This window comes from Bartonella sp. AC70YNML, from assembly GCF_042196545.1.
Classification (GTDB): Bacteria; Pseudomonadota; Alphaproteobacteria; order Rhizobiales; family Rhizobiaceae; genus Bartonella.
In genome coordinates, this window is record NZ_JBHIQK010000054.1 from 1 (window position 1) to 754 (window position 754).

1 protein-coding gene is annotated in these 754 nt (G+C 37.3%); it reads left to right on the forward strand.

The window, feature by feature from the left end:
• Positions 1-25 precede the first annotated feature (25 nt).
• Complete coding sequence (locus tag ACFIMU_RS08710) at positions 26-640, forward strand: hypothetical protein (protein WP_375607543.1); 615 nt, start codon at positions 26-28, stop codon at positions 638-640.
• Positions 641-754 lie beyond the last annotated feature (114 nt).

A 754-nucleotide genomic window follows, 5' to 3' on the forward strand; every position in this document is an offset into this window, starting at 1 on the left:
GAATCTAACTTAAAGGAGTAAAACCATGGAAAAAAAATACGAAATGACTGATGAAACAATCGAAGTTGGGGGCAAAATCCTTCACCGTATACGTGCTTTAAGAAACTTTGGTGATGTCGAGAAAGGCAACCTAGGAGGCTATATCGAGAAAGAAGACAATCTAAGTCATGATGGCAATTGCTGGGTAGGTGATGATGCAAAAGTCTATGGTTATGCCAAGGTTTTTGATGATGCACATGTTTATGGGAATGCTCGTGTAGATGGTTATGCAAGAGTTTATGACAAAGCCAAGGTTTATGGTGATGCTTATATTTATAACATTGCTGATATTTACGAAAATGCATGTGTTTTTGGTAGTGCATCTGTTACCGGAGAAACTAATATTTTTGGTAATGCGCAGATTTTTGGACATGCTCGTGTTTTTGCCAGTGCACAAATCTACGAAAATGCACAAGTTTCCGGTGGTGCATTTATTAGTGGAAAAGCTGAAATTTATGGAAATGCTAAAATCTATGACAGTCCATTGATTTCCATCAGAGCAAAAGTTGGGGGAAATGCCAAAATCTGTGGTGATGCATTTATTCATGGAAACGCAGAGATCATCAATGATAAAATCATCACAACGGGCATGAGGCAATAAACCATGGAAAAAAAATACGAATTAACTGATAAAACAGTTGAGTTTGATGGAAAAACTCTTCACCGTATTCGTGCTTTAAGGGATTTTGATGATGTCAAAAAAGGAGATCTTGGT

Coding starts and splice junctions, on each gene's coding strand:
- ACFIMU_RS08710 (WP_375607543.1), top strand. CDS start 26: ATGGAAAAAAAATACGAAATGACTGATGAAACAATCGAAGTTGGGGGC.